The organism is Rhodovarius crocodyli (assembly GCF_004005855.1).
Classification (GTDB): domain Bacteria; phylum Pseudomonadota; class Alphaproteobacteria; order Acetobacterales; family Acetobacteraceae; genus Rhodovarius; species Rhodovarius crocodyli.
This window is the reverse complement of the sequence record NZ_SACL01000017.1, coordinates 33432-54478: the sequence shown is the minus strand read 5'-3', so window position 1 is coordinate 54478 and position 21047 is coordinate 33432. Positions and strand designations below refer to the sequence as shown.

Below are 21047 nucleotides of genomic sequence, written 5' to 3'. Positions count from 1 at the left end.
AGCAGCCTGCCCCGAAACAGGGCAAGTATCAGGAACGCATCGTCATCAGCGCCACCCCGCCCATCACGGCCGCCATGCCGATCAGCGCCGAGACCTGCAGCGAATCGCCCAGGAACACCACGCCGATCGCAGCGCCCACCGGCACCCGCAGATAGGCCTGGGACGTGGTGGCGACCACGCCCAGCGTGCGCAGCAGCCGGAACCAGATGATGGAGGCGAAGGCCGTGCAGAAGACGGAAAAGGCCAGCAGCGCCACCAGCGCCCTGGTCGGCACGGGCCACTGCGGCAGCCCCTCCAGCAGCAGCCCCGCCGGCAGCAGCACGCACATGCCCAGCACCTGCGCGCCGAAGGCCGGGATCAGCGGATTCATCCCCGCGAAGCCCAGCCCCGTGAAGCCCGACATGGCGAACAGCGCGCCCGACAGCACCAGCGCCAGCATGTGCGGCACCGACCCGCCCTCCAGCCCCTGCAGGCCCACGATCAGCGCCACGCCCAACAGGCCCAGCACCACACCCATTCCCTTCTTCCAGGTGGCGGGGTCGCCCTTGCGCAAGGCCATGCCGATGAAGAAGGCGAAGATGGGCGAGGTGCAGGAGAGAATGACGGCCAATGCCGCGTCCACCCGCTGGGTGCCCCAGGCGATCAGCACGAAGGGCGTCACGGTGGCGAGCGCGGCCTGGATGGCGAAGGCGCGCCAGCTGGCGCGGTCGCGCGGCACCCGCAGCCCCTGCCAGCGCATCAGCCCATACAGGACCAGCGCCGCCAGCACGCAGCGCAGCCCGACCAGCGTAAAGGGGGCGAAGCCGGTCGTCGCGACCTTGATCAGCGCGTAGGAGGAACCCCAGAACAGGGCCAGCAGCCCCAGCAGGGCGAGCTCGAACCCCCGGTCCTGTCCCTTGGCCTGCGCGTCCGGTGGCGCCCGCATGCTGCTTCCCCCTCAAGTTTCATCAGCATAGCGCGCCCCCCGGTTGCGGCCAGGGCCCTCACGGCCCATACCTACGTCCCGACTACCCTTCGACAAGCAGGAGCGCCGGACATGTCCCCCGTGCCCGAAATCTCGCCCGCCGAAACCTGGGCGGCCATCCAATCCGACAGCGACGCCGTGCTGGTGGATGTGCGCACCGATGCCGAGTGGAATTTCGTGGGCGTCCCCGACCTGTCGCCCGCCGGCAAGCGCGTGGTCCTCATCCCCTGGCAGGTCTATCCCTCCATGGGCGTGAACGGCCAGTTCGCCGAGATGCTGCACAAGGCGGGCGCCGAGGCGACCAGCAAGGTCTATTTCATCTGCCGTTCCGGCGCGCGCAGCCATGCGGCCGCCCAGGCGGCCCAGGCCGCGGGCTATGCCCATGTCTTCAACGTGACCGACGGCTTCGAGGGGCCGGTGGACGGCGAAGGCCATCGCGGCACCGTCGCCGGCTGGAAGGCCAGCGGCCTGCCCTGGATGCAGCGCTGAGCATGGACGGCGCGCAGGCAAACCGCGAGGACGCGCTTTCGGCCATCGTCGTGCTGCTGCGCGACGACATGGAGGCGGTGAACCGCCTGATCGTGCGCCACATGGACAGCCCCGTGGCGCTGATCCCGCAGCTGGCCGCCCATATCGTGGCCGCCGGCGGCAAGCGCCTGCGCCCGCTGCTGACGCTGGCCGCCGCGCGCCTGTGCGGTTACCCGGCCGGCGGGGAGCGCCATGTGGCGCTCGCCACCTGCGTGGAGTTCATCCACACCGCCACCCTGCTGCATGACGATGTGGTGGACGAAAGCGCCCTGCGCCGCGGCCGCGCCAGCGCCAACGCGCTGTTCGGCAACAAGCCCAGCGTGCTGGTGGGTGACTTCCTGTTCGCCCGCGCCTTCGAGCTGATGGTGGGCGACGGCTCGCTGGAGGTGCTGCGCATCCTCTCCGCCGCCTCCGCCACCATCGCCGAGGGCGAGGTGCTGCAGCTGATGACGCAGAACGACACCTCGACCACCGAGGCGCAGTATCTGGAGGTCATCCACGGCAAGACCGCGGCCCTGTTCGCCGCCGCCACCCGCGTGGGCGCGGTGCTGCAGGAACGCCCGGCCGCCGAGGAGGAGGCGCTCGACACCTATGGCCGCACCCTGGGCGTGGCCTTCCAGCTGGTGGACGACGCGCTTGACTACGCCGCCGACGAAGCGGTGCTGGGCAAGACGGTCGGCGACGACTTCCGCGAGGGCAAGATCACCCTGCCGGTGCTGCTGGCCTTCGAGCGCGGCGACGAGGCCGAGCGCGGCTTCTGGCGCCGCACCCTGGAGGAACGCGACCAGACCGACGAGGATCTGGCCGAGGCGCAGCGCCTGATCGCGCGCCACGGCACGCTGGCCGAGACCTTCGCCCGGGCGCGGGACTATGGGCGCCAGGCGAAGGAGGCGCTGGGCGGCTTCCCGGACAGCGCGGAGAAGCGGGCCATGATCGGGCTGGTGGATTACTGCATCGAACGGGCGCGCTGAGGGGCGTTGCCCCGGCGGCCCAGCAGGGGGCCCTGCCCCCTGGACCCTTTGGGCATCCCCGCCAGGACCGTAGCGCTCCCTGACCTCGGGCACCGGTGCTCACCGTGGCCCGAACAGCACCACCAGCGCACCGGCCACGCACAGCGCCGCCCCCATCACATCCCACCGGTCCGGCCTGAAGCCTTCGACCACCCACAGCCAGCCCAGGCTGGCCGCGACATACACCCCGCCATAGGCGGCATAGGCGCGCCCCGCCGCCTCGGTGGGTGCCAGCGCCAGCAGCGCCGCGAACCCCGCCAGCGCAGCCAGGCCCGGCAGCAGCCAGGCCGGGTTGGCGCCTTGCCGCCACACCGCCCAGACGGAGAAGCAGCCCGCGATTTCGAGCAGGGCCGCCAGCGGAAAGATCACGAAGGCCACATCAACCCTCCATCGGCTGGATCACGGCGCGGATGGTGAAGCTCGACTGGATGCGCGACACGCCGGGCAGCGCGGACAGCACGTCCCGGTGCACGCGCTCGTATTCCGTCATGTCGGCCACCACCAGGCGCAGCTGGTAATCGGCCACCCCGGTCATCAGGTAGCATTCCCGGATTTCCGGGCAGCGGCGCGCGGCCTTCTCGAAGCGGCCGAGGAAGTCGTCGGTCTGCCGCTCCAGCGAGATCTGCACGAAGACCACGATGCCCTGCCGGCCGCTGCGCGAATCGATGATGGCGGTATAGCCGCGGATGACGCCCCGGCTTTCCAGCGCCCGCACCCGCCGCAGGCAGGCCGAGGGCGAAAGCCCCACGGCGGCGGCCAGATCCGCATTGCTCATCCGGCCGTCGGCGCGCAGATGGCCGATGATTCGCTCGTCGATGCCGTCGACGTCCATGTTGGCAGAAACCACCTGTTTCGCGGCAGTAAATTGCATGCATGCCCGTCATTCGCAAGAATGTGCGAAACTTCGCCACCACATTGTGCGTCGCAGCCGGTAACCTTTCTGACATCCGAACACCCTGAGGCCGCCCATGCCCGACAGCACCGCGCCCTATCCGCACCCCAGCCTGCCCGACGCGGCGGCGATGCGCGCGGGGGCCGTGCTGTCCATCGACCTCGGTGCGATCCAGGCCAATTGGCGCAGCCTGCAGGCGCGGCTCGGCGCCGCGACATGCGCCGCGGTGATGAAGGCCGATGCCTACGGGCTCGGCGCCGCGCAGGTGGGCCCTGCCCTGGCGGCCGCCGGCTGCACCCATTTCTTCGTCGCGCATCTGGCCGAAGGCATCGCCCTGCGCCCGCATCTGCCCGAAGGCGCGCTGATCCATGTGCTGCACGGCTGCTTCGCGGGGACCGAGGCCGAATGCGCGGCCCATGGGCTGATCCCGGTGCTGAACAGCCCGTCGCAGCTGGCTGCCTGGGCGGCGCTCGGGATCGCGCGCGGCAAGCGCCTGCCGGCGCTGATCCAGCTCGATACCGGCATGGCCCGCTTCGGCTTTTCCGAGGCCGAGCTGAGGCAGGTGGTGGCCGACGGCCGGGCCCTGGCGGCCATCGAGCTGCGCGCGGTCATGTCACACCTGGCCTGCGCCGATGAGGCAGCCCACCCGGCCAACGCGGCCCAGCGCGCGCGCTTCGACGCGCTGCGCGCCCTGCTGCCGGCGGCACCCGCCAGCCTGGCGGCTTCTTCCGGCATCTTCCTCGGCCCTGATTTTCACTATCAGCTCGCCCGGCCCGGCGTGGCGCTCTATGGCGTGAACCCGACGCCCGGCCAGCTGAACCCGATGCAGCCGGTGGTGCGGCTGGATGCGCGGGTGATCCAGCTGCGGGACGTGCCGGCGGGCACGCCCGTGGGCTATGGCCACACCGCCCGCACGGCCGGCCCGGCGCGGCTCGCGACCATCGCCGTGGGCTATGCCGACGGCTATCTGCGTGCCGGCAGTAACAAGGGCGCCGCCTGGTTCGCGGGCATTCCCCTGCCCCTGCTCGGCCGCGTGTCGATGGACAGCATCATCCTCGATGCCTCCGCCCTGCCGGAGGGCGCGCTGCATGAAGGCGCGCTCGTCAGCCTGATCGGGCCCGAGCGCGACGTGGATGCGGTCGGCGCCGATGCCGGCACCATCGGCTACGAAATCCTGACCAGCCTCGGCGCGCGGTACCACCGCCGCTACCTCCCCCCGGAAGCCTGATACCCATGAAGATCCTGATCCTCGGCAGCGGCGTGGTGGGCACCACCACCGCCTGGTACCTCTCCCGCGCCGGCCATGAGGTGGAGGTGGTCGACCGCCAGCCCGCCGCCGGCATGGAGACGAGCTTCGCCAATGCGGGCCAGGTCTCGCCCGGCTATTCCGCGCCCTGGGCCGGGCCGGGCGTGCCGTTCAAGGCGCTGAAGTGGCTGATGATGCGCCACCGCCCCTTCGTGATCTGGCCGAACCCCGAGGGGCGCCTGGCCTGGTGGCTGGCGCGGATGCTGGCCAACTGCACTGAGTCCGCCTATCGCACCAACAAGTCCCGCATGGTGCGCATCGCCGAGTATTCGCGCGACATGCTGAAGGAGCTGCGGGCCGAGACCGGCATCTCCTATGAACACCGCGAAGGCGGCACGCTGCAGCTGTTCCGTACCCAGCAGCAGCTGGACCATGTGGGCGACGACACCACCGTGCTGGATGCCTATGGCGTGCCCTATGAGGTGCTGGACAATGCCGGCTGCATCGCGCGCGAGCCCGCCCTGTCCCGCGTGAAGGAGAAGTTCGTGGGCGGGCTGCGCCTGCCGGGCGACGAGACCGGCGACGCGCATTACTTCACCCAGCGCCTGGCCGCGCTCTGCGCCGAGCGCGGCGTGACGTTCCGCTATGGCGTGAACATCCAGGCACTGGAAACCGAGGGCGGCGTCATGACCGGCGTGCGCACCGACCAGGGCGTGCTGAAGGCCGACCGCTATGTGGTGGCTCTGGGCAGCTTCTCGCCCGCGCTGGTGCGGCCGCTGGGCATCGAGCTGCCGGTCTATCCGGTGAAGGGCTACTCCATCACCGTGCCGATCACGAACCCCGATGCGGCGCCCGTCTCCACCGTGATGGACGAGACCTACAAGGTCGCCATCACCCGCTTCGACGACCGTATCCGGGTGGGCGGCACGGCCGAACTGGCCGGCTTCAGCAACAAGCTGCGCCGCCCGCGCCGCGAGACGCTGGAACACTCCGTGCGCGACCTGTTCCCCGAGGGCGGCGACATCGCCGCCGCCAGTTTCTGGACCGGGCTGCGGCCGATGACGCCGGACGGCACGCCCATCGTGGGCGCGACCAAGGTGGGGAACCTGTTCACCAACACCGGCCACGGCACGCTGGGCTGGACCATGGCCTGCGGGTCGGGCCGCTTGCTGGCGGATATCATCGGCGGGCAGGCGCCGGGGATCGACAGCGCGGATCTGTCGGTGGAACGGTACGTGGCGGCGGCCTGAGGCTCAGGGGCTTCGCCCCCGAGACCCCCACCAAGGGCGCTGCCCTTGGAACCCGCCAGGACCGTAGCGGCCCTGGACCCCGGGGAGTTGGTGCCATACCCTGATAGCGTTGATTATTATAATCAAATTGGCGTCCAGCCTGTGAAGGCCGGGCGCCAAACTCTTATCAGGTCCAGGAGATATTATCTCCTGGAGGGGAGCTTGAGGGGCAGAGCCCCTCAATGGGGGCCAAAGCGGCCCTGACTCTACTCCGCCGTCAGGTTCAGCGCCCGCACCAGCGGCACCCAGCGTTCCCGATCCCGGTCCATGTACATATCCACCTCCGCCCCCGTGCGCGGCTGCAGGATGATCAGGCCCGTGGGCTCGAAGCGCGCCCGCAGTTCATTGGCGGCCATCACCCGGTTGGTGGCTTCCCGCAGGCGCTCCACGATGGGCGCCGGCGTCGCGCGCGGCACGGCCAGCCCGTACCAGCCCAGCGCCTGGAAGCCGGGATAGCCGCTCTCGGCCACGGTCGGCACATCGGGCAGGATGGACAGGCGCTGTTCCGACGTGACGGCGATGGGCACCACGCGGTTGCCCTGGATCGCGGGCACGGCGCCGGACACCACCTCGGACATCATCTGCACATCGCCGCCCGTTACCGCCAGCATAGCCGGCGCGCTGCCCTGATAGGGCACATGGGTCAGGCCGATATTCGCCGCGCGGGCGAACATCTCACCCGCCAGGTGCAGCGACGTCGCGGGGCCGGAGGAGGAGAAGTTCACCCGCCCCGGATTGGCCTGGGCATAGGCCACCAGCTCCCGCAGGTTGCGCGCGGGCACACGGGGGTTGGTGATGAAGATGATCGGCACCTCGGCCACGATCGAGACCATCTGGAAGTCGCGGATCGGGTCATAGGGCAGGTTGCGCGTCACGGCGGGGTTCAGCGTGAAGGTCGTGCCGGTGCCGAGCAGGATGGTGTAGCCGTCGGCACGCGCATTGGCCGTGGCCTGTGCGCCGATGGCGGTGCCGGCGCCGCCCCGGTTCTCCACCACCACGGGCTGGCCCAGCTCACGCGTCATCTGCTCGGCAAAGGCCCGGCCGAGGATGTCGTTGGTGGCGCCCGGCGGGTAGGGCACGATCAGCCGCACCGGACGGTCAGGAAATTGGGCCGCGGCCGGCAGCGCCGTGACGAGGGCTGCCAGCGCGACCAGCAGGTTGCGAATACGCATGTTCGTTTCTTCCCGGATATTTTTTCTTGTCGTTGGGGAGAGCGGGTTCAGGCGGCGACCGCGGTCTCCCGGTCGATGGCCAGCGCGCCTTCCTTCAGCGCGGGGATCAGCTCGCGGCCGAACTCCGTGGTGTCGCCCACCGGGTCGAAGCCGCGGATCAGGAAGGACTGCACGCCCATGCGGTAGTATTTCAGCATCGCGTCCGCCACCTGCTGCGGCGTGCCCACCAGGCAGCTGGTATTGCCCTTGGCCCCCACGGCCTTGGCGATGGGCAGGTACAGGCGCTCATCATGCACGTCGCCGCGGGCCGCGATGGCCAACATGCGCTCGGCCGACTTGTCCTGCGCGTGGCGCGGCAGATTGGCGTTTTCCATATCGGCCAGGATGCGGCGCGCCTTGTCCCAGGCCTCGCCCTCGGTGGGCGCGATGATGGGCCGGAAGGAGATGTTGAAGCCCGGCGTGCGGCCGAATTTCGCCGCGCGCGCGCGGAAATCGGCCATCCGGTCGGCCGTCTCCTTCAACGGCTCGCCATACAGGGCATAGCTGTCGCAATGCTCGGCGCCCATCTCGAGAGCGCCCTCGGAGGCGCCGCCGAAGAACAGCTTGGGATAAGGCTTCTGCAGCGGCTTCACCGCCGTCCAGGCCGCGTTGAAGCGGTAGAACTCGCCGTGATGGTCGAAGGGCGCATCGGCGGTCCAGAGCCGGCGCATGACACCCAGATACTCGGCGGCGCGGCGATAGCGGTCGTCCTTCTTCAGGAAATCGCCTTCGCTCTCCTGCTCCTTGTCGGTCACGCCGCTGATGATGTGCAGCAGCAGGCGGCCATTGGACAGATGGTCGAAGGTGGCCGCCGAACGCGCCGCGAGCGTGGGCGAGACCACGCCCGGCCGGTGCGCGATCAGGTAGGACAGCGTTTTCGTATGCGCCGCCGCATAGGACGCGACGTTGAAGCCCTCGGCCGAGGACGAGTAGTAGCCGACCAGCACATGGTCGAAGCCCGCATTCTCATGCGTCTGGGCGAACTCCTTCAGGAAGGATGCCGAGACACCGCCGGCGATCACATGCAGCGTGGTTCCCTTCGGCGGGTCGACGCCGATCATCCCGATGACCTTGACGGGCATGTCCGTATTCCTCCGGTCTGTTCTCGTTCCGCGGGAGGCTGGGGGCGGCCCCGCCCTCTTGTCGCTTCCCGCTGCTTTCTGGACGGGAAAAGCTTGTGCCGGGGCAATCATTCACACAAACGAATAATTCAGCGGGTATTTTCATCGATTTTTTCGATACAATGACCCCGTGAACATCAAGCAGCTCGAAGCCTTCCTCGCCATCGCCGACCACGGCAGCTTCGCCGAGGCCGCCGACCGGCTGAACCTGACCCAATCCACCATCTCCGCCCGCATCAAGGAGCTGGAGCAGGATCTGGCCGTCACCCTGTTCGACCGGTCCCGCCGGCAGGTGCAGCTGACGCCCAAGGGGCGGGAATTGCTGGATTACGCGGCCCAGGCCGTGCGCCTCCAGGATGAGATCAGGCAGCGCATCGGCTCACAGCAGGCGCTGTCGGGCGTGGTGCGCATCGGCGTGGCGGAGCTGATCGCGGTGACCTGGCTGCCCGCCTTCGCCGCCCGGGTGCGGGCCCGCTATCCGGGCGTGACCCTGCAGTTCGAGGTGGCGATGAACCCCAGCATGGTGGCGGGCGTGCGGGCGGGCGACCTGGACATCGCCTTCGTCATCCACACCGAGACGGGCGCCGAGCTGCAGGCCCGCGCCCTCGGCACCGTGCCCTTCGCCTGGATGGCGGGCGGCGGCACGGAGCTGCCGGAAGCCCCGATGTCGCCCGAGGATCTGCGGCACTGGCCCATCATCTACCAGACCGCCGATTCCTACATGAACCGGCTGATGAGCTCCCTGCTGTTTCCGGGCGGCGCGGGGCGTCGGGGCGGCACCTCCTGCAACAGCCTGGCCGCCCGCCGCTCGCTGACCATGGCCGGGCTCGGCATCAGCCTGATGCCGGTGATGACGGCGGAGCGCGACATCGAGGAAGGCCGGCTGCGGCTGCTGCCGATGGACCCGCCGCTGGTGCATGTCGCCTATGAGGCGGTCTGCGCCGTCACCTCGCCGGCGCTGGGTGAGCTGATGGCCCTGGCCGCTGAGGCCAGCACCTTCCTCAAGGCGTAGCGGTCGCGCGCCTCAGGAAGCGGATCAGGGCGGCCATGTCGTCCGGGTCGCTCAACCGCTGCACCGGCATGCGCGTGCCGGGGGTGAAGAGATCGGGGCCCTGGGTGAACAGCTCGGCCACCGTGTTCTCGTCCCAGATGATGTCGCCGCGCGCCAGGCGCTCGGAATAGTCATAGCCGGGCACGCTGCCCATGCGACGGCCGAACAGGTTCTGCAGATGCGGCCCGGCCATGGGTGGCGCATCGGCGCGCAGCGCGTGGCAGGCCTGGCAATAGCGCCAGACGCGGGCACCCTCGGGGTCCAACCCCTCGGGCAGCGGCGCGGCGGCCGGGGTTTCCGAGATCGGGCGGCCGGTCAGCGGGTTCCAGCGGCGCAGCACCGCATCCGCGCCCCCGGTCCAGAGCGTGCCGTCGGGGGCGAAGCCCAGCGACCAGACCGGAAGCCCCGGCCCCTCCAGCACGCGCAGCAGGCGCGCCGCGTTCCAGTCCCAGATCGCGACCTCGCCGCCCACGCCGCCGGCCGCCAGCAGCCCGGCGCGTATGGCCATCGCGATGATCGGGCGCGTGCCGATGGCCAGCTCACGCGTGCCGCCGGCTTCGAGCAGCCGCACGCTGCCGTCCGAGAGGCCCGCCGCGACGCCCTCAGGCAATGCGGCCAGTGCCGTCACCGGCAGGCCGAATTCCGCCAGCACCTCGCCACCCGGCCACAGCCGCAGCGTGCCGTCCTGCCCGCCGCTGACGAAGCCGCGCGGGGTCGCGGCCAGCGCCGTCACGGGCCCCTGGTGGCCGCGCAGCACATCCGCATCGCCCGGGCCCCGCCACAGCCGCACCGTGCCGTCGAAACCGCCCGAGGCCACCACCGTGCCGTCGCTCGCCAGGGCCGAGACCGGCCCTTCATGCCCCTCCAGCACCGCATCCGGCGCGGGGGCGCCGGTGGGCGGCCAGATGGCGATGCGCCCGTCCTCCCCGGCGCTGGCGAAACCGCCGCCGGGGATGGCGAGCAAGGCCTCCACCGCCCCCCGGTGCCAGCGCGCGGCCAGCCGGGCCTGCCCCTGGGGCGACCAGAAGATCACCGCCTGGTCCAGCCCGCCGCTCGCCGCCCCCAGCGGCCCCACCGCCAGGGCGCGCACCGGGCCGCCATGGCCCTGCGCAAAGGCGGGGCCGGCCAGCAACAGCGCCGCGAGGACGGCGCGCCGGATCACAGCGTGCGCAGCAGGTCCGCCAGCACCTTGCCGCGCTGGGACAGTTCCTTCCACCGGATGTGCTCCTCCGGCGCATGCGCCCCGTGGCCGGAACAGCCGAGCCCGTCCAGGGTCGGGATGCCCATGGCGGCGGTGAAATTGCCGTCCGAGCCGCCGCCGCGATACTGCTTCGGCAGGTCGTAGCCGTGCCTGGCGGCCAGCGCCTTCGCGGCCTCGTACAGGCGTAGCCCCTCGGGGCTCTCGGTCATGGGCGGGCGGTTGATCTGGCCGGTGACGGTCACCTTGATGCCGTCCTCCTCATAGGCCAGGTCCTTGATCTTCTGGGCGAAGATCGCGCCGTCCTCGGGCACCGCCACGCGCAGGTCGACATGGCAGCCGGCCTCGGGCGCCACGACATTGGCACGCGCCCCGCCCCAGATGGGCGCCACATTGGTGGTCACGCCGCGCTCCAGGTCTGTCATGGCATGCACGGCCAGGATCAGCTTCGCCAGCGCCACGGTGGCGCTGCGGCCCTCGGTCCAGTTGCCGCCGGCATGGGCGCTGCGGCCCTCCACCTTGATGGTGAAGCGGCCGGTGCCCTTGCGGGCCGTGACCGCGCAGCCGTTGGGCCCACCAGCGGGTTCCGGGATCAGCACGGCGGCGGCATGCGCGGCCTCGGCCTCGATGGGCGCGCGGCTGGTGGGGCTGCCCACTTCCTCGTCCGGCGTCAGCAGCAGGGTGATGGGGCGGTTGGTCGGGATCTTCTGCGTCAGGATGGCGCGCACGGCGTTGAAGGCCAGGAAGCTGCCGGCCTTCATGTCATAGATGCCGGGGCCGTAGGCACGGTCGCCCTCGATGCGGAAGGGCATGTCGCTGCCCAGATGCCCAATGTCCCACACCGTATCCACATGGCCCGAGACCACCACCGGGGCATTGCCGCTGCCGGTGTTGGTGCGCGCGATCAGCGTGTCGCCGAAGCCGTTGCGGCCGGGAATGCGCTCGATCGTGGCCCCCGCGGCGCGCAGCCCGGCCTCGGCCTTGTCCAGCAGGGTGTTGACGGCCTCGGGCTTGTTGCTGGGGGTCTCGATCTCCACCCAGCTGCGCAGTTCCTCCAGCAATTCCTCGCTGGTGCCGATGGCGATGTCCGTCATGATCGAATGCCCCTGAATTGGTCGGGGGGCATTGTAAGCCTGAGGCGGTGAGGGGGCGAGGGGCTCAGGCGGCACGCGGAGCCATGTTCCTTTCTGAAAAAAAGAACCAAAAAACCTCTGATCGTTTTGTGCGCCCCTGGAGAGAAAGTTTCACCCTTCCCCTCCAGACCGCCACCCACTCGAAGAGTCTTTTTGCTTCTTTTTCTTCAGAAAAAGAAGAACACCCTTCAGAACCGCATCGACAGGTTGATAGACCCGAAGATCTGCGGGCCGCCGCGCTGTCCGTAGAACTCCTCGGAGCGGATCACCTGGGTATAGGCCACGCGCCACTGGCGCCAGTAGACGGCAATACCGGCCTGCGCGTCGGCCACGAAGGGCCGGGCGTCCACATGGCGGCTGTCGCGCCAGCTATTGCCCTGCAGCGCGATGTCGCGCGCCACGCCGCGCCCCTCCAGGCCCGCGAACATGTACCAGCCCCATTCGCGGCCGGTGCGGTCCGCATTGGGCTGGAAGTAGTTGCTGCCGGCCAGGGCCGGGCGGATGCGCGCCGGGCCGTAATCGGCCTGCAGCCCCTGGCCGAAGCGCACGATGCCGCCCACCGCGCCATAGGTGTTGGCATTGCCGAGAGAGACGCTGACGCTCGGCAGCGCCTCGAACTCCAGCCCGGCGAACTGGCCGAGCGGCACGCGCCACTTGCGCTCCGCCAGCAGGTTCACCACCGGCTCGTCATGGATCTGACGGTCCCAGCCATAGGAACGGTCGACGCCGATGGCGCGGTGAAAGCCGTTCTGGACCTGCTCGCCCAGCGCGCTCGGGCCCACCATGCCGGCCTGCAGCTCGACCAGGGTCAGGCTGCGCTCACTGGCGCGGCTGAGGGAGATGGAGGCCATCAGCATGCCGACATAGGGCCGGTCGGTGGGGTCTGGGTTGGTGCGGCGGGTATCGCGGGGGGTGAAGATGCTGTGGCTGAGCGCCATGCCCCAGCGCAGCTCACCCGGGCCCATCAGGGCCTCCAGCTGGCGGTTGGTCCACTCCAGCGGGCGCGGCAGGTCGGCGCTGGCGCTGCGCCAGGACAGCTGGAAGCCGTTGGAATAGAAGCGGTCCGTTCCCACGCCGAACTTGTCGTTCTCGATGGAGACGGAAAGCGTGCCGCGCCAGTCCGGCGGCGGCGCCGCATCGGGCCGGGGCTCCGGCACGGGCTGGGCGAAGGCCAGGCAGGGCAGCAGGCTGAGCGCGGTGGCGAGCGGCAGTCGGAAGTTCATCTCATCATCCCCAGGACGCTGGCCAAACGCGCGAAGCGCCCCCCGGTTTCCCAGCACGTGCGCGGCCTGCTAAATCTGGGCCGCGCAACTGGATCGGGCACGCATGTATTTCGAAGACCTTTCCGTGGGGCAGAGCGCGAGCTTCGGCAAGACCATCACCGAGGCCGACATCCTGCTGTTCAGCGCCGTCAGCGGCGACACCAACCCGATGCACCTGAACGAGGAAGTGGCCGCCCAGGGCGCCTTCCAGGGCCGGGTGGCGCACGGCATGCTCTCGGCCGCCCTGATTTCCACCGTGCTCGGCACCCGGCTTCCGGGGGAGCGCACGGTCTATCTCGGTCAGTCCCTGAAGTTCCGCGCGCCCGTCCGCATCGGAGAGACGGTGACGGCCACCGTCACCATCACCGCGCTGGACCCGGCGAAGCACCGGGCCACGCTCAGCACCGTGTGCAGCGTGGCGGGCAAGACCGTGATCGAGGGCGAGGCGCTGGTCATGGTGGCATCCCGTGGTTGAACATCCCTGGCGCATCTGCGTGTTCTGCGGTGCCTCGCGCGGGGCGGACCCCGCGCATGCGGCCCTGGCCGCGAAGCTGGGCGCCGCGCTGGGCGTCGCGGGCGTGGACCTGGTCTATGGCGGCGGCCATGCCGGGCTGATGGGCGTGGTCGCGGATGCCGCGCTGGATGCGGGGGCCGAGGTGTTCGGCGTGATCCCCGAGGCGCTGCAGGCGCGCGAACTCTCCCACCCCCGAATCCAGCACCTGGAGGTCGTGCCCGACATGCACAGCCGCAAGGCGCGGATGAACGCCCTCTCGGACGGCTTCATCGTGCTGCCCGGCGGCATCGGCACGCTGGAGGAGGCGGTGGAGATCCAGTCCTGGTCCCAGCTCGGCTTCCACCGCAAGGGCATCGTCTATCTGGATGAGGACGGCTTCTGGGACCCGTTCTTCACCCTGACCCAGACCATGGTGGATGGCGGCTTCCTGCGCCCCGCCCACCGGGACATCGCCCTGCGGGCCGACACGCCCGAGCAGGCGATCGAGATGCTGCGGAACTGGCAGCCCTCGGGCGAGAGCCGCTGGTCCGAGGGGCCCCAAGGGGAAGCCAAGGCATGAGCATCCTGACCGACTGGCGCAACCTGCCCGCCGAGGCGCGGGGCGCCACCGTGGCGCTCGGCAACATGGACGGCGTGCATCTGGGCCACCGCGCCGTGCTGGCCGCGGCCCATCGCGCGCGCCCCGACCTGCCACTCGCGGCCCTGACCTTCGAACCGCACCCGCGCGAGCATTTCCGCCCCGATGACCCGCCCTTCCGGCTGACGCTGCTGCCGGCCAAGGCCGAGGCGCTGGCCGGGCTGGGCGCGCGGCTGGTCTATGCCCTGCCCTTCGACGACGCGCTGGCGCATATGTCGGCAGAGGAGTTCTTCCGAGAGGTGATCGTGGAGGGGATCGGCGCGCGGCACCTGGCCTGCGGGCCGGATTTCGCCTTCGGCCACCGGCGCGGCGGCAGCCAGGATTTCCTGCGCCAGGCCGCCGAGGCAGCCGGCATCGGCCTGTCGGTCGTGCCCCCCCTGACCGATTCCGAGGGCAGCATCAGCTCCACCCGCATCAGGCGCGAGCTGCAGGGCGGCTACGTCGAGCGCGCGGCAGCGCTGCTGGGCAGGCCGTGGTCGGTCACCGGGCCCGTGACCCATGGCGATGCGCGGGGCCGCACCATCGGCTTTCCCACCGCCAATGTGCCGCTGGGCCGGCATCTGGAACCCGCGCGCGGCGTCTATGCCGTGCGGGTGCGGCTGGCCGACGGGCGGGTGGTGCCGGGTGTCGCCAATATCGGCCGGCGCCCGACGCTGGGCGGCGACCCCGTCTCCCGCATCGAGGCGCATCTGTTCGATTTCGCGGGCGACCTCTACGGCCAGGAGGTCGAGGTCGCGCTGCACGGCTTCATCCGCGAGGAACGGCGCTTCCCGGATTTCGCGGCGCTGACGGCGCAGATCGCCAGCGATGCGCAGACCGCGCGGGGAATGCTGGGCGCCTGAGCCCATCATAACCGCCGCGTATGATGCCGATGCCGAGGCTCGATTGGAGAAAAATCATGCTGCGGCGCATCTCTGTCTCACCGAAGGGCGGCACGGGCCGCCCCCTCAGAGACAAGAGACCGAGACCATGAACCGCTTCGCTTTCGCCGCCGCCGCCATCAGCCTGATGGCTTCCGCCCCCGCCTTCGCCCAGTCTCCCCGCCTGGAAGGCGATTTCGCCAGCCAGCATGTCGTCTATGACGACAGCTACCGGGGCAACATCGTGGGTGGCGGCGCCGTCGCCGTGATCCGTGTGGATGAGGGCCGCCCTGTGCTGGGCTATGCCTCCAACGGCCCGGTGCAGCAGGGTGTGGCCGGCATGACGCCGGTGGTGCAGAACATCGCCGGCACCGACCGCACCGTGTGGGTCAACAGCCGCGGCTGAACCACCCGATCGGCACCACGCAAAGGCCGCCCCCGAAACGGGGCGGCTTTTTCATGTCCGCTATTCCGCCGCGCGCTGCAGTTCGGTGCGCTTCAGGGTGCCGCCCCATTCGGCCAGCAGGTTCTCGTCATCCATGCCGAGCGGGACGGCCTTCGGCCCCTGCACCAGCACATCGGGGCGGAACAGCCGCAGCAATTCCTCATTGGACTGGCCGTTGCAGCTGGTCACGAGGTCCACCGCCGGCCAATCGGCCAGGGAAAGCCCTTCCTCGTCGCTGACGGCCACCAGCAGGCGGTCGCACCAGCCCCGCGCCTGTTCCATCAGCGCGAGCGACCAGGCGGCGGCCGCGCCCCCGGTCAGATGCAGCAGGCCCACGCGCCAGCCGCGATGCCGCCAGCGCTCCACCATCTCGGAGGCCAGGGGAATGGAGGCCAGCTTCCGCTGCGCCTGGGCGCCGGGGGTCAGCGCCTCCAGCAGCTCATCCTCACGCACGACGGAGATGCCGGCCTTGCGGGCCACCACCCCGATGGCGATCGCCGCCAGCTGCGCGGCCACCACCAGCGGCAACCCGGCGGCCAGCGCGGCCCCCAGCAGCGCCACGACCGCGTCGCCGGCACCGGCATTGTCGTTCTGCTCGGATGCCTCCGCGCGCAGCGACAGCACCTGGCCGTCCTCATGCACCAGCGTCAGCCCCTCGGGGCAGCGGGGCACCAGCACCGCGCCCAGCCCATTGGCCTGGCGGGCATGGTTGGCGGCCGCCACGATGTCGTCGCGCGTCACGATCGGCGCGCCCCAGGCGGCGGCCAGGGTGTCGCGCTCGACCACCAGCAGGTCCGCACCGCGATAGCGGGAGAAATCGGTCCCCCGGGGCTCCACCACCACCTTACGGCCGGCGGAGCGGGCGGCATCGATCAGGCGCTGGGGCACGTCGCCGCTCAGCACGCCCTTATGATAGTCGGAGAGCACCAGCGCGCTGGTGGCGGCCACGGCGTCGGTGGCGATGCGCACCAGCCTTTCGGCCAGGCGCTGATGAATGGGGCCCGCATGCTCGTGGTCCGCGCGCATCAGGTGCTGGCCGGATGCCACGAAGCGCGTCTTGGTGGTGGTCGCGCGCCCGCCCTGGACCAGCAGCCAGGGCTCGACCCTCGGCTGGCCGCCGATCAGCGCCGTCAGGTCGCTGCCGGGCTGGTCGTCGCCCACCACCGACACGAAGGCGACCGCGGCACCCAGGGCCGTCAGGTTGCGCACGACATTGGCGGCGCCGCCCGGCAGGGCCAGCTCGCGCTCCACCGCCAGCACCGGCACCGGCGCCTCGGGCGAGACGCGCGTGACCCGGCCATAGACGTATCGGTCCAGCATCGCGTCGCCGACAACGAGCACGGTTCCGCGCTTCAGCTGCCGCACGGCGGCGGCCAGAAGCTCGGGCGAGCGGTTCGCAGGTGGGGTGCGCGGAGGAACCATTAACGTCTTATGGCAAGTTATTCGCTACGGGGACAATAACGCGCTTCTATGGTGACGGTAGCTTCATGCCTATCGCAAGCCATTGTGAGAGTTCCGCAACGAGCCGGAGGCCCGGAAGGCGCCGGGCGGGAAGCATCGCTTAACCATTCCCGGCGATGCTGCGCAGCGAATCACCCAGGCCACCATGCAGATCACCGCTCCTTCCCCGGAAAGCCCCGCCCCCCCGAGATCCGCCGCGCTGGCGGAAGCCCTGCGCCGTTGCGAGGCCGGTGGCTGCGCGGGCGTTCTGGCCGGCGACGGCCTGCCGCGCCTGGTCTCCGCCCTGCTGGAGGAAGCGGCCAATGCCGGGGATGGCCTGGTATGGCGCCCCCGCGCGGGTGAGGCCTGGCTGCTGGGCACCGCCCCCGGGGCAGCGGCGCGTGCCGCCCGCCACCTGGAACGCATGGAGATCCCGGCGCGTCTGCTGGACTTTCCGCGCGACCTGCCTCTGCTGGACGCGGCCCTGGCCGAGGATGCGGCGGCGGCACCCGCCCGCCCGCCCTCCCCGCCCGCGCTGGGCGGGCTGGAGGAGAGGGCGCGAAGCCGTCCCGCCCAGGAACTGCTGCGGCTGGGCACCATGTGGCGCATGGAAGGCGGCCAACCGCGCCTGCTGGCCCAGTATTGGGGCGGCATTCCCGATGCCTTGCTGCCCGACACATTCCGCACGGGCGCCGAGGCAGACTGGTCGGGCCATGCGGCCAACCTTCTGGCCCAGCGGCTTCTGGCCATGGCCCAGGCGGGCCAGTGGCCGGCCGGGCGCAAGGCGGGCCTGCCGCTGCTGATCGACATGCCCTGGCTGGAGGAACCGCCCCCCCTCCCCGCCCCTCCGCCGGGGGAGGGCCATGCGCTGGTGCTGCCGTTGGCGCTGCTGCCGCGCCTGCTGCCCTGGGCAGAGGCCGCGCGGGCGGCCGGCTGGGGGCTGGCCTGGCGGGGAATGGCCCCGGCCTTGCTGGGGCTGGCCGAAGGCGACCGCCTGCCCGGCGGCTTCATCCTGGCCGAGGCCACCGCGAAGCTGGCCGCCGAACCCGGCCCGAATCCGGCACGGCTGGCGCTGTGCGGCGCCCCGACGCCGGATCTTCTGGCCCGATCGGCCCGTCACGGCTTCGCCCTGTGCCACGGGGTGGGCGCATGAACGCGATGCTTCCTCCCCCGGCCAATGCCCAGAAGGACACGCTGGCCCTGACGGCGCTGGCGCGTGAAAGCGTGGCCTCGGGCGTCGAGAGGCGCGTGCTGCATCTCCGCCTCTCGGCCCTGCCGGCGCAGCTGAACCACACCCACCACCAGCGGCAGCTGCGCGAAGCCCTGCTGCCGCTGCTGCGCCCCACCCGGGCCCGGCTGTACGACCTGCCGAACGGGGATCTCGTGGCTGTCTCGCCGCCGCCGGCCGAGCATCTGGAAACCGTGCGCGCCACCATGCTGAAACTGCTGGGCGACGACCCGGCGGCGGCGAATTGCTGCCAGGAGCTGCGGCTGCCGGCCCAGGCCGCCGCCCTTCTGGCGGCCGTGGAAGGCGGGCTGGGCCTGGCCCCGCCCGCCCCGGCCGAGCGCACCTGGATGCAGCGCCCCGCCCACCCGCCGGGCCGCCCTGCCCCCGGCCAGCCGCCCCGCGCCGAGGATGTGCTGGCCGCCGAGGCCGCCCTCGCGCCCGCCGATCTCAGCGTGCATCAGCGCTGGCAGGCGGTGTGCCTGCTGAAGGACGGCCACCCCGAACCGCGCGAGGAATGGCGCGAGCAGCGATTGAGCGAGGAGGCGCTGCTGGAGGCGCTGCTGCCTGGCACCCCGCTGGCGGGCGTGCCCTGGCTGCGGCGGCGCCTGCGCTCCCGCATGGCGCGGCGCACCCTGGCGCAATGGGCCCGCCCCGATGAGGTAGTGGGCTTCACCCCGCGCGGGCTGGCCCTGCTGCCCGCCAATCTCCTGCAGGATGAGTTCCTGCGGCTGGACGCGATGCTGGGCTCCAACCGCGCCATGCTGACCATCGGCTTCACCCTGACGGACATCCTGGCCGACCCGGAGGCCTTCGGCATGGCGCTGCGCTTCGCCGGGCTGCGGGGCTATCGCACCGCCCTGACGGAACTCGCACCCGAGGAACTGCCGCTGGTGCCGCCGGACCTGTTCGGGCTTACTCTGCTGAAGCTGCGCTTCGCGCCGGGTCTGCTGGAGCTGGATGCCACGGGCCGCGCCGCGCTGGAGGCCGCCCTGCCCTCGGACCGCAGCCGCATCGTGCTGAGCGGGGTGGACAGTGCGGTGGCCATCAGCTGGGGCTGGCAGCGCGGGATCGAGCGCTTCCAGGGACGGCTGATCGAGCAGCGCCTCAGCCTGGGATAACGGGTTCCGCCGGCTCCGGGCCCGGCACCTCCGGCAGGCCGGCCGGGGCCTCGTCCGGCTCGTCCGCCGCCGGGGTGCTGCGCCGCGTGGCCTGGTGGCGCAGGCGCAACGGTGCCAGGCCGGGGCCGATCCATTGTTCGCTGAACAGCATTTCGCCCGTCTGCGGGTCCGCCCAGAAACGGCTGGTGAACTGCCGCAGACCCTGGGCGCGGCAGCGTTCCGTGACCAGCAGCCAGCCCGTCTCGGCCGGGCTTTCCGCCTCGGGCGCGGCCTCGCTTTCGGCCAGCTGGGTGCTGGCGACCAGACGGCATTGCAGCGTGATGCCGAAGCGCATGCCGGCCGGATCGCGCGAGGCGGTGGCCAGGTCGATCACCCGCCGCGTTTCGGCAGCGCGACGGCGTAGGCGCAGCGGCTCCGCCAGGGGGTCCGGCCCGTCGAATCGGGTCGCGGCCAGCATGGTCGGCAGGCCTGAGGTCGCGACCACCCGCGCCCCGTCCAGCGCCACCACCACGCCGCTGCGGGTGCGCCACATCTGCCGCGCGCCCTGCTGGTGCACCAGCCGCGCCCCCGCGCTGCGCCGGCCCAGCGTCATGCGCAGGGCGGGCCCGTCCGACTCGTCCTCAGCCGCGCCGGACCAGGGGTCCGCCAGGGGGTTGGGCGCGAAGATGTCACGGAAGGGATTGGCGGGCAGCCAGGCCGAAAGCCCGCTTCCCTCGCTCAACGGGTCCGCCGAGCTGCCCCCGCAGCCCGGAAGCGACAGGGGAAGAAGCAGCAGGACAGGCAGCCATGGGCGCATGCGCCCTGCATACCATGCACACGTCGTGGTTGTGAAAGCCTCTGGCGGGACAGCCGCCGCAAAAACAAACGCCGGAGAACCGCGGGGGGCTCTCCGGCGTCCATCCGGTCGGGCTCGAGGAGTGGGGGACCCGACCTGTTAGCTTGGGTGTCCGGGCATTATGCGCGATTACGCGAGTCCGCCCAAGCGATATTGTATTACCCCTTCACGTCCATTGCCTGCCGCAGCCCGTCACTGACCAGATTGAAGCAGATCGAGGTCACGAAGATGCAAACACCGGGCAGAACAGCGACCCAAGGTTGAACGTAGATGGCCGTGCGCAGCGTGTTCAGCATCAGGCCCCATTCGGCCTCCGGCGGGCGGGTGCCGAGGCCGAGGAAGGAGAGGCCCGAGGCCAGGATCATGCAGACCGACACCTGGCTGGTCGCATAGATGAAGATGGGCCCCAGCACATTGCCCAGCACATGCACGCGCACGATGGTCAAGCCGCTGGCGCCGGAGGCACGGGCGGCGTCCACGAAATCCAGGTTGCGCACGCCCTGGGTCACGCTTTCGGCAACCCGGATGATGGGCGGCACGAACACCAGGCTCAGCGCGAGGATCGCGTTCATGATGCCCGCCCCCAGCGCGCCGGAGATCGCGACCGCGAGCAGGACGGAGGGAAAGGCGTAGAAGATGTCGGTGACGCGCATGATCAGCATGTTCACGCGCCCGCCCATGAAGCCGGCCGTCACCCCCAGCATGGTGCCGACGCTGAAGGCGATCAGCACCGGCACGATGCCCATGAACCAGGAAAGCCGCCCGCCGTAGAGCAGCCGCGTCAGGATGTCGCGGCCCAGCTCATCGGTGCCCAGCGGGTAGTTGGGGGTGCCGATGGCGCGCAGGCGGCGGATCATGCTGCCCTGATACGGGTCATGCGGGGCGATCAGGGGCGCGAACAGGATGGCCAGGAACATGATGACCAGCACGGCGGTGCAGAAGATGGTCATCGGGTCGCGGCTGACGCGGCGCAGCACGCCCTTCCAGTAGCCGTCGGAGGCGGCGGCCGCCTGGCGGGCCTGGACGGCGAGTTCGGCGGCGGCCGCGGTCGTTGCGGTGCTCATG

General features: G+C 70.8%; 22 protein-coding genes. 11 read left to right on the top strand and 11 right to left on the bottom strand.

Annotated features, from left to right (window positions below; translation table 11 throughout):
* Window positions 1–28 precede the first annotated feature (28 nt).
* On the bottom strand, window positions 29–925 hold the full coding sequence (locus EOD42_RS25005) for a DMT family transporter (RefSeq protein WP_127790335.1): 897 nt from the start codon (window positions 923–925) through the stop codon (window positions 29–31).
* A 111-nt stretch (window positions 926–1036) separates the two neighbouring features.
* Here EOD42_RS25005 and EOD42_RS25000 point away from each other — a divergent pair, with 111 nt between their 5' ends.
* The gene (locus tag EOD42_RS25000; protein WP_127790334.1) at window positions 1037–1453 is read left to right on the top strand and encodes a rhodanese-like domain-containing protein; all 417 of its coding nucleotides are present in this window, start codon (window positions 1037–1039) and stop codon (window positions 1451–1453) included.
* A gap of 2 nt (window positions 1454–1455) precedes the next feature.
* Window positions 1456–2463, top strand: a complete 1008-nt coding sequence (locus EOD42_RS24995) for a polyprenyl synthetase family protein (RefSeq protein ID WP_127790333.1) — start codon at window positions 1456–1458, stop codon at window positions 2461–2463.
* Between the two features lie 99 nt (window positions 2464–2562).
* Here the strand turns inward: EOD42_RS24995 and EOD42_RS24990 are convergent, their stop codons facing one another.
* Window positions 2563–2880 (bottom strand): YnfA family protein, encoded by a 318-nt coding sequence (locus EOD42_RS24990; protein WP_127790332.1) that lies wholly within the window; start codon window positions 2878–2880, stop codon window positions 2563–2565.
* A gap of 1 nt (window position 2881) precedes the next feature.
* Window positions 2882–3334, bottom strand: coding sequence for an Lrp/AsnC family transcriptional regulator (locus EOD42_RS24985; RefSeq protein WP_127790331.1), 453 nt, complete (start codon window positions 3332–3334; stop codon window positions 2882–2884).
* A gap of 136 nt (window positions 3335–3470) precedes the next feature.
* On the opposite strand from EOD42_RS24985, the gene alr reads away from it, so the two are divergent.
* Both alr and EOD42_RS24975 read left to right on the top strand, forming a co-directional pair.
* The gene (gene alr / locus EOD42_RS24980; protein WP_127790330.1) at window positions 3471–4622 is read left to right on the top strand and encodes an alanine racemase; all 1152 of its coding nucleotides are present in this window, start codon (window positions 3471–3473) and stop codon (window positions 4620–4622) included.
* A 5-nt stretch (window positions 4623–4627) separates the two neighbouring features.
* Window positions 4628–5890 (top strand): D-amino acid dehydrogenase, encoded by a 1263-nt coding sequence (locus EOD42_RS24975; RefSeq protein WP_127790329.1) that lies wholly within the window; start codon window positions 4628–4630, stop codon window positions 5888–5890.
* Window positions 5891–6135: 245 nt separating this feature from the next.
* Here the strand turns inward: EOD42_RS24975 and EOD42_RS24970 are convergent, their stop codons facing one another.
* Together EOD42_RS24970 and EOD42_RS24965 are read right to left on the bottom strand one after the other, a co-directional pair.
* Window positions 6136–7101 (bottom strand): Bug family tripartite tricarboxylate transporter substrate binding protein, encoded by a 966-nt coding sequence (locus EOD42_RS24970; RefSeq protein ID WP_127790328.1) that lies wholly within the window; start codon window positions 7099–7101, stop codon window positions 6136–6138.
* Between the two features lie 47 nt (window positions 7102–7148).
* Window positions 7149–8222, bottom strand: a complete 1074-nt coding sequence (locus tag EOD42_RS24965; RefSeq protein WP_127790327.1) for an LLM class flavin-dependent oxidoreductase — start codon at window positions 8220–8222, stop codon at window positions 7149–7151.
* Window positions 8223–8391: 169 nt separating this feature from the next.
* On the opposite strand from EOD42_RS24965, the gene EOD42_RS24960 reads away from it, so the two are divergent.
* A complete protein-coding gene (locus EOD42_RS24960; RefSeq protein ID WP_127790326.1) occupies window positions 8392–9273 on the top strand; it encodes a LysR family transcriptional regulator in 882 nt (293 codons plus the stop codon).
* On the opposite strand, the gene EOD42_RS24955 is transcribed toward EOD42_RS24960, so the two are convergent.
* The 3 genes from EOD42_RS24955 to EOD42_RS24945 form a co-directional block, all read right to left on the bottom strand.
* Window positions 9263–10474: a c-type cytochrome gene (locus EOD42_RS24955; RefSeq protein ID WP_127790325.1), complete on the bottom strand. Its 1212-nt coding sequence runs from the start codon at window positions 10472–10474 to the stop codon at window positions 9263–9265. The two genes, EOD42_RS24960 and EOD42_RS24955, sit on opposite strands and share 11 nt — an antisense overlap.
* The gene (locus EOD42_RS24950; protein ID WP_127790324.1) at window positions 10471–11604 is read right to left on the bottom strand and encodes a M20 family metallopeptidase; all 1134 of its coding nucleotides are present in this window, start codon (window positions 11602–11604) and stop codon (window positions 10471–10473) included. Before EOD42_RS24950 ends, EOD42_RS24955 begins: the two co-directional genes overlap by 4 nt.
* A 227-nt stretch (window positions 11605–11831) precedes the next feature.
* Window positions 11832–12866 (bottom strand): lipid A deacylase LpxR family protein, encoded by a 1035-nt coding sequence (locus EOD42_RS24945; RefSeq protein ID WP_127790323.1) that lies wholly within the window; start codon window positions 12864–12866, stop codon window positions 11832–11834.
* Between the two features lie 103 nt (window positions 12867–12969).
* On the opposite strand from EOD42_RS24945, the gene EOD42_RS24940 reads away from it, so the two are divergent.
* The 4 genes from EOD42_RS24940 (at window position 12970) to EOD42_RS24925 (ending at window position 15322) form a co-directional block, all read left to right on the top strand.
* Entirely contained in the window at window positions 12970–13380 is a 411-nt protein-coding gene (locus EOD42_RS24940; protein WP_127790322.1) for a MaoC family dehydratase, read from the top strand.
* Window positions 13373–13978: an LOG family protein gene (locus EOD42_RS24935; RefSeq protein WP_240655287.1), complete on the top strand. Its 606-nt coding sequence runs from the start codon at window positions 13373–13375 to the stop codon at window positions 13976–13978. Before EOD42_RS24940 ends, EOD42_RS24935 begins: the two co-directional genes overlap by 8 nt.
* Entirely contained in the window at window positions 13975–14898 is a 924-nt protein-coding gene (locus EOD42_RS24930; protein WP_127790321.1) for a bifunctional riboflavin kinase/FAD synthetase, read from the top strand. Before EOD42_RS24935 ends, EOD42_RS24930 begins: the two co-directional genes overlap by 4 nt.
* A 127-nt stretch (window positions 14899–15025) precedes the next feature.
* Window positions 15026–15322, top strand: coding sequence for a hypothetical protein (locus tag EOD42_RS24925; protein WP_127789035.1), 297 nt, complete (start codon window positions 15026–15028; stop codon window positions 15320–15322).
* Window positions 15323–15382: 60 nt separating this feature from the next.
* On the opposite strand, the gene EOD42_RS24920 is transcribed toward EOD42_RS24925, so the two are convergent.
* Entirely contained in the window at window positions 15383–16783 is a 1401-nt protein-coding gene (locus tag EOD42_RS24920) for a bifunctional heptose 7-phosphate kinase/heptose 1-phosphate adenyltransferase (protein WP_127790320.1), read from the bottom strand.
* A gap of 184 nt (window positions 16784–16967) precedes the next feature.
* On the opposite strand from EOD42_RS24920, the gene EOD42_RS24915 reads away from it, so the two are divergent.
* Together EOD42_RS24915 and EOD42_RS24910 are read left to right on the top strand one after the other, a co-directional pair.
* Window positions 16968–17954, top strand: coding sequence for a hypothetical protein (locus tag EOD42_RS24915; RefSeq protein ID WP_127790319.1), 987 nt, complete (start codon window positions 16968–16970; stop codon window positions 17952–17954).
* A complete protein-coding gene (locus EOD42_RS24910) occupies window positions 17951–19147 on the top strand; it encodes a hypothetical protein (RefSeq protein ID WP_127790318.1) in 1197 nt (398 codons plus the stop codon). Before EOD42_RS24915 ends, EOD42_RS24910 begins: the two co-directional genes overlap by 4 nt.
* On the opposite strand, the gene EOD42_RS24905 is transcribed toward EOD42_RS24910, so the two are convergent.
* A complete protein-coding gene (locus tag EOD42_RS24905) occupies window positions 19134–19943 on the bottom strand; it encodes a YjbF family lipoprotein (protein ID WP_127790317.1) in 810 nt (269 codons plus the stop codon). The two genes, EOD42_RS24910 and EOD42_RS24905, sit on opposite strands and share 14 nt — an antisense overlap.
* Before the next feature lie 197 nt (window positions 19944–20140).
* Entirely contained in the window at window positions 20141–21046 is a 906-nt protein-coding gene (locus tag EOD42_RS24900; RefSeq protein WP_127790316.1) for an ABC transporter permease, read from the bottom strand.
* Between the last annotated feature and the right edge of the window lies 1 nt (window position 21047).

What these genes read in the sequence shown, in the direction of transcription:
- EOD42_RS25005 (WP_127790335.1), bottom strand. Translation starts at nt 925, where the DNA reads ATGCGGGCGCCACCGGACGCGCAGGCCAAGGGACAGGACCGGGGGTTC.
- EOD42_RS25000 (WP_127790334.1), top strand. Translation starts at nt 1,037, where the DNA reads ATGTCCCCCGTGCCCGAAATCTCGCCCGCCGAAACCTGGGCGGCCATC.
- EOD42_RS24995 (WP_127790333.1), top strand. Translation starts at nt 1,456, where the DNA reads ATGGACGGCGCGCAGGCAAACCGCGAGGACGCGCTTTCGGCCATCGTC.
- EOD42_RS24985 (WP_127790331.1), bottom strand. Translation starts at nt 3,334, where the DNA reads ATGGACGTCGACGGCATCGACGAGCGAATCATCGGCCATCTGCGCGCC.
- alr (WP_127790330.1), top strand. Translation starts at nt 3,471, where the DNA reads ATGCCCGACAGCACCGCGCCCTATCCGCACCCCAGCCTGCCCGACGCG.
- EOD42_RS24975 (WP_127790329.1), top strand. Translation starts at nt 4,628, where the DNA reads ATGAAGATCCTGATCCTCGGCAGCGGCGTGGTGGGCACCACCACCGCC.
- EOD42_RS24970 (WP_127790328.1), bottom strand. Translation starts at nt 7,101, where the DNA reads ATGCGTATTCGCAACCTGCTGGTCGCGCTGGCAGCCCTCGTCACGGCG.
- EOD42_RS24965 (WP_127790327.1), bottom strand. Translation starts at nt 8,222, where the DNA reads ATGCCCGTCAAGGTCATCGGGATGATCGGCGTCGACCCGCCGAAGGGA.
- EOD42_RS24950 (WP_127790324.1), bottom strand. Translation starts at nt 11,604, where the DNA reads ATGACGGACATCGCCATCGGCACCAGCGAGGAATTGCTGGAGGAACTG.
- EOD42_RS24945 (WP_127790323.1), bottom strand. Translation starts at nt 12,866, where the DNA reads ATGAACTTCCGACTGCCGCTCGCCACCGCGCTCAGCCTGCTGCCCTGC.
- EOD42_RS24940 (WP_127790322.1), top strand. Translation starts at nt 12,970, where the DNA reads ATGTATTTCGAAGACCTTTCCGTGGGGCAGAGCGCGAGCTTCGGCAAG.
- EOD42_RS24930 (WP_127790321.1), top strand. Translation starts at nt 13,975, where the DNA reads ATGAGCATCCTGACCGACTGGCGCAACCTGCCCGCCGAGGCGCGGGGC.
- EOD42_RS24925 (WP_127789035.1), top strand. Translation starts at nt 15,026, where the DNA reads ATGAACCGCTTCGCTTTCGCCGCCGCCGCCATCAGCCTGATGGCTTCC.
- EOD42_RS24920 (WP_127790320.1), bottom strand. Translation starts at nt 16,783, where the DNA reads ATGGTTCCTCCGCGCACCCCACCTGCGAACCGCTCGCCCGAGCTTCTG.
- EOD42_RS24915 (WP_127790319.1), top strand. Translation starts at nt 16,968, where the DNA reads ATGCAGATCACCGCTCCTTCCCCGGAAAGCCCCGCCCCCCCGAGATCC.
- EOD42_RS24910 (WP_127790318.1), top strand. Translation starts at nt 17,951, where the DNA reads ATGAACGCGATGCTTCCTCCCCCGGCCAATGCCCAGAAGGACACGCTG.
- EOD42_RS24905 (WP_127790317.1), bottom strand. Translation starts at nt 19,943, where the DNA reads ATGCGCCCATGGCTGCCTGTCCTGCTGCTTCTTCCCCTGTCGCTTCCG.
- EOD42_RS24900 (WP_127790316.1), bottom strand. Translation starts at nt 21,046, where the DNA reads ATGAGCACCGCAACGACCGCGGCCGCCGCCGAACTCGCCGTCCAGGCC.